Origin of the sequence: Pseudomonas sp. PB106 (assembly GCF_009764645.1) — a bacterium.
Lineage (GTDB): Bacteria > Pseudomonadota > Gammaproteobacteria > Pseudomonadales > Pseudomonadaceae > Aquipseudomonas.
The window spans coordinates 1-4,633 of sequence record NZ_RWIM01000186.1 but is presented as its reverse complement, the minus strand read 5'-3'; the positions used below and the strand labels follow the sequence as shown (position 1 = coordinate 4,633).

The window sequence follows — 4,633 nt, the reverse complement described above, 5'->3', positions numbered from 1 at the left end:
AGCTCCTACAAAGAATCGGTGTAGGAGCTGCCGAAGGCTGCGATCTTTTGATTCTGGTTAATCGTCAGCGTTGGGATCGAGATCCGGGAACATCACTTCGGTAAAACCAAACTTGCTGAAGTCGGTAATCCGCGACGGGTACAACCGGCCGATCAGGTGATCGCACTCATGCTGCACCACCCGCGCATGGAAACCCGAGGCCACTCGCACAATCGGCTCGCCTTTCGGATCAAAACCCTCATAGCGAATCTGCTGAAAACGATCCACCGCACCCCGCAAGCCTGGCACGGACAGACAGCCTTCGAAACCCTCCTCCGTCAGCGTATTCAACGGCGTGATCAGCGGATTGATCAGGATCGTCTGCGGCACGGCTTCGGCGTCCGGGTAACGTTCGCTGTGCTCGAAGCCGAAGATCACCAGTTGCAGATCAACACCGATCTGCGGCGCGGCCAGACCGACGCCGCCGACGCTTTCCATGGTCTGGAACATGTCGTCGATCAGTTGCCACAGCTCAGCGCTGTCGAACATCTCCGGTGGCACTGGCGGGGCGATGCGCAGCAAGCGCTCATCGCCCATTTTGAGGATTTCACGGATCATGATCAGACTTCGTCAGTGTCCGGCTTGAGCGAGTGATCGCGGCCCAGGCCCGAGACGTGTTGTTTGGGTTGTTCAGCAAGTTCGCCAGGGACTTTCTCGCCCGCGTCCTTGCCCTCGTTGGACATGTGCTCGATCACCGCATTCATCTCCGCGCCGAGCAACAGCACTGCAGCGGAAATATAGAAGTACAGCAACAGCACGATGATCGCCCCGATGCTGCCATACATCGCGTTGTAGTTGGCGAAGGTTTTCACGTAGAACGCAAAACCCAACGAGGCGATGATCCACACCACCACGGCCAGTACCGAGCCTGGAGTGATGAAGCGGAATTCCTGTTTCACGTCAGGCATGACGTAGTAGATCAGCGCCACAGCAACCATCATCAGAATCACGATTACCGGCCAGCGCGCAATCGTCCAAATGGTCACGATGACTTCTTCCAGCCCGACCTGCGCGGCAATCCAGCCCATCACTTGCGGCCCGAGCACCATCAGCGCGGCGGCCATCAGCAACATGCCGGCGATGCCAACGGTGTACACCACTGACAGCGGGAAGCGCTTCCAGATCGGCCGGCCCTCGACCACGTCATACGCTGCGTTCATCGCGCTCATCATCAGGCGCACACCGGCAGACGCGGTGTACAGCGCGATGACGATACCGACCGAGAGCAAGCCGCCCTTGGACTGTTGCAACTGATCAATGACCGGGTTGACCGACTCCAGCGCCTGCGGCGGCAGCACCAGCTCTGACTGCAAACGCAGCCAGGAGAAAAAGTCCGGCAGGTGCAGGAAACCGATCAGGGCGATCAGGAACAGAATGAACGGGAACAGCGAGAACAGCATCTGGTAAGCCAGTGCCGAGGCGTAGGTCGACATTTCGTCATCGACGAATTCAGTGACCGTGCGCACCATCACACGGTGCAGGGGCAGACCTTTCATGTCTGGAAATATCATTCGCGTCTCCTTTCGCCGCAATACAGGTTTGAAGTCGTGGCGACTCAGGGGCCGTTTTTTACATCAAGGTAGCCTGTTTGGCGAACCTTGCTGGGCGTCTGCAGGATTTCGACACAAAAACGGCCATCCTTGGATGGCCGCTCGTGTATTTCGTTCAAGGCTGGATTACGCCTTGTCGACGCCTTTTTTCACAGCGTCTTTGGCTTTGCCGACGGCTTGCTGGGCTTCGCCTTTTTTCTCTTGGACTTCGCCTTCAGCCTTCAGCTTGTCGTTGTCAGTGGCTTTACCGACGCCTTGCTTGACGTTGCCGACGGCTTCGTTGGCCATGCCTTTTACTTTATCGCCTGTGCTACTCATGGTGTTTCTCCTTGGTGCATTAAGGGGGAAAAGTCAGTACGTAATGATTGACTGGCCGGATTTGCGCCAAGTTTCATTTATTTTCAGCGGCTCATTTCGTCGCGACGCGCAGGTTGGGCTTTATGTTTGCAGGCAATGCCCCGAGAATGCGCAGCATAGGGGCGCCATGCGCCTGAGACCGATCCCGCAGGAATGTTATGAAACTCGATAAAAAGCAGGCCATCGCCCGTCGCAACCAGGAACTGGGCGGCGCCGTGCTCGGCACCAACAACTGCCACTTCGCCGAACTGAACCGTAACCGCAACATCTGGTGGTTCGACCTGCCGGTGACGCGTCTGGCCGTCGGTCAGTACGAGTGGATTCACCTGCTGATGCACACGCCGGCCACCGACGAACTGCTGCACCTGAAAGTGCCGACGGTGTTCCTGCGTGAAAAGCTCGAAGGGTTGGTGATTCGCAATGAAGGCAAGCGTAAGGCGGCATTGAGCCTGGAATTGAGTGCGGACAAGGATTCGTATCTGCAGGACATGCGTCCGGCGGGCACCAACGTGAATTTCGCCCCGTTCCGCCAATAAATCAAAAGATCGCAGCCTGCGGCAGCTCCTACAGGAAACGCGGGGCGGCATTCCCACGCACAGCGTGGGAACGATCAACATCTACAGTCTGCACCAACAAAAAGCCCCGCATCTGCGGGGCTTTTTGGTTTAGGCGGCGGTCTTCGCCTTGATCTTCTTCAGCTCTTCATCCCGCAACTCGCGGCGCAGGATCTTGCCGACGTTGGTGGTCGGCAGCGCATCGCGGAATTCTACTGAACGCGGCACCTTGTAACCAGTTACGTTGGCGCGCATGTGCTCCATCACGGTTTCCTTGGTCAGCGTAACGCCCGGCTTGGCGACGATGAAAATCTTGATCGCCTCGCCGGACTTCTCGTCCGGCACGCCGATGGCCGCGCACTGCAACACGCCCGGCAGAGTGGCCAGCACGTCTTCGAGTTCGTTCGGATAAACGTTGAAACCGGAGACCAGAATCATGTCTTTCTTGCGATCGACAATGCGCATGTAGCCGTCCGGCTGGATCAGCGCGATGTCGCCGGTTTTCAGCCAACCGTCGCTGTCGAGCATTTCATCGGTGGCTTCCTGACGCTGCCAGTAGCCCTTCATCACTTGCGGGCCCTTGACGCACAGTTCGCCAATTTCACCCAACGGCTGCTCGACACCGGCATCGTCGATGACTTTGCACAAAGTAGATGGCACTGGAATGCCGATGGTGCCGATCTGGATATGCTGAATCGGGTTGACCGTGGCCACCGGGCTGGTTTCGGTCATGCCGTAACCTTCGCAGATGGCGCAACCGGTCACGGCTTTCCAGCGCTCGGCAGCGGCCAATTGCAGGGCCATGCCGCCGGACAAGGTGACTTTCAGCGCGGAGAAGTCCAGCTTGCGGAAACCTTCGTTGTTGCACAGGGCCACGAACAGGGTGTTCAGACCTACGAAACCGCTGAACTTCCACTTCGACAGTTCCTTGACCATCGCCGGCAAGTCGCGCGGGTTGCTGATCAGGATGTTGTGGTTGCCGATCAGCATCATCGCCATGCAATGAAAGGTGAACGCATAGATGTGGTAAAGCGGCAGCGGCGTGATCAGGATCTCGCAGCCTTCGTTGAGGTTGGAGCCCATCAGCGCCTTGCATTGCAGCATGTTGGCGACAAGGTTGCGGTGGGTCAGCATCGCGCCCTTGGCAACGCCGGTGGTGCCGCCGGTGTATTGCAGCACCGCGACATCGCCGCTGTCCGGGTTGGCTTCGGCCACGGGCTGGCCCTGGCCTTTGCTCAACACGTCGTTGAACTTGATGGCGTTCGGCAGGTGGTAGGCCGGGACCATTTTCTTCACGTACTTGATAACGCTGTTGATCAGCAGGCGCTTGATCGGCGGCAACAGATCGGCGACTTCGGTGACGATGACGTGTTTGACGCCGGTTTTCGGCACCACGGCCTCGGCCAGATGCGCCATGTTCGCCAGGCAAACAAGGGCTTTGGCACCGGAGTCGTTGAACTGGTGTTCCATTTCCCGCGCGGTGTACAGCGGGTTGGTGTTGACCACGATCAGCCCGGCGCGGATCGCACCGAAGACGGCCACCGGGTATTGCAGGACGTTGGGCAATTGCACGGCGATTCGATCACCGGGCTGCAAGTCGGTATGCTGTTGCAGATACGCGGCAAACGCACCGGACAATTCGTACAGTTCACCGTAGGTGATTGTCTTGCCCAGGTTGCTGAAAGCCGGTTTGTTGGCGAAGCGTTGGCAGGATTGCTTCAACACTGCCTGAATGTTCGGATACTCGTCTGGATTGATGTCGGCAGCAATTCCAGCCGGGTATTTATCCTTCCAAAAGTCTTCGATCATGGAAGCCCACTCCTCAGCAACGCGAATTCTTCACCGCATTTGATGCGATTATTATTGGTGTGTGTTTTGTATTGGTGAATCTGGCTTTCAGATAGGCCGAGAAGTCACAAAAGCGCGCCGAGAGTAGCAGCTTTGCCGAGGGTCGACTAGAGCCAAAAGCGGCCCATACAGTCATATTTGTGACTCAAGAATTGCCAGCAGTCATTTTAGAGCAAAAATCCTATAAAACCTTTAAAGCCCCGCAAAACGGGGGCTTCAAAGCAAAAGATCGCAGCCTGCGGCAGCTCCTACATTGGAATGCGTTCCCTGTAGGAGCTGCCGCAG

At 57.2% G+C, this 4,633-nt stretch carries 5 protein-coding genes; 1 reads left to right on the top strand and 4 read right to left on the bottom strand.

Annotated features, from left to right (window positions below):
• Positions 1–57: 57 nt before the first annotated feature.
• The 3 genes from def to EJA71_RS23560 all read right to left on the bottom strand — a co-directional run bounded on the left by def (position 58) and on the right by EJA71_RS23560 (position 1,907).
• Positions 58–597 carry a peptide deformylase gene (def, locus tag EJA71_RS23570; RefSeq protein ID WP_158959942.1) on the bottom strand — a complete coding sequence of 180 codons (540 nt, stop codon included), beginning with the start codon at positions 595–597 and terminating at the stop codon, positions 58–60.
• Positions 598–599: 2 nt separating this feature from the next.
• Positions 600–1,550: a YihY/virulence factor BrkB family protein gene (locus EJA71_RS23565; protein ID WP_158959940.1), complete on the bottom strand. Its 951-nt coding sequence runs from the start codon at positions 1,548–1,550 to the stop codon at positions 600–602.
• A 165-nt stretch (positions 1,551–1,715) separates the two neighbouring features.
• The gene (locus EJA71_RS23560) at positions 1,716–1,907 is read right to left on the bottom strand and encodes a CsbD family protein (protein WP_158959938.1); all 192 of its coding nucleotides are present in this window, start codon (positions 1,905–1,907) and stop codon (positions 1,716–1,718) included.
• 197 nt (positions 1,908–2,104) lie between these two features.
• Between EJA71_RS23560 and EJA71_RS23555 the strand changes: the two genes are divergently transcribed.
• Positions 2,105–2,482, top strand: coding sequence for a hypothetical protein (locus tag EJA71_RS23555; protein ID WP_007969330.1), 378 nt, complete (start codon positions 2,105–2,107; stop codon positions 2,480–2,482).
• A 129-nt stretch (positions 2,483–2,611) separates the two neighbouring features.
• Here the strand turns inward: EJA71_RS23555 and fadD1 are convergent, their stop codons facing one another.
• On the bottom strand, positions 2,612–4,309 hold the full coding sequence (gene fadD1, locus EJA71_RS23550; RefSeq protein ID WP_158959936.1) for a long-chain-fatty-acid--CoA ligase FadD1: 1,698 nt from the start codon (positions 4,307–4,309) through the stop codon (positions 2,612–2,614).
• Positions 4,310–4,633 lie beyond the last annotated feature (324 nt).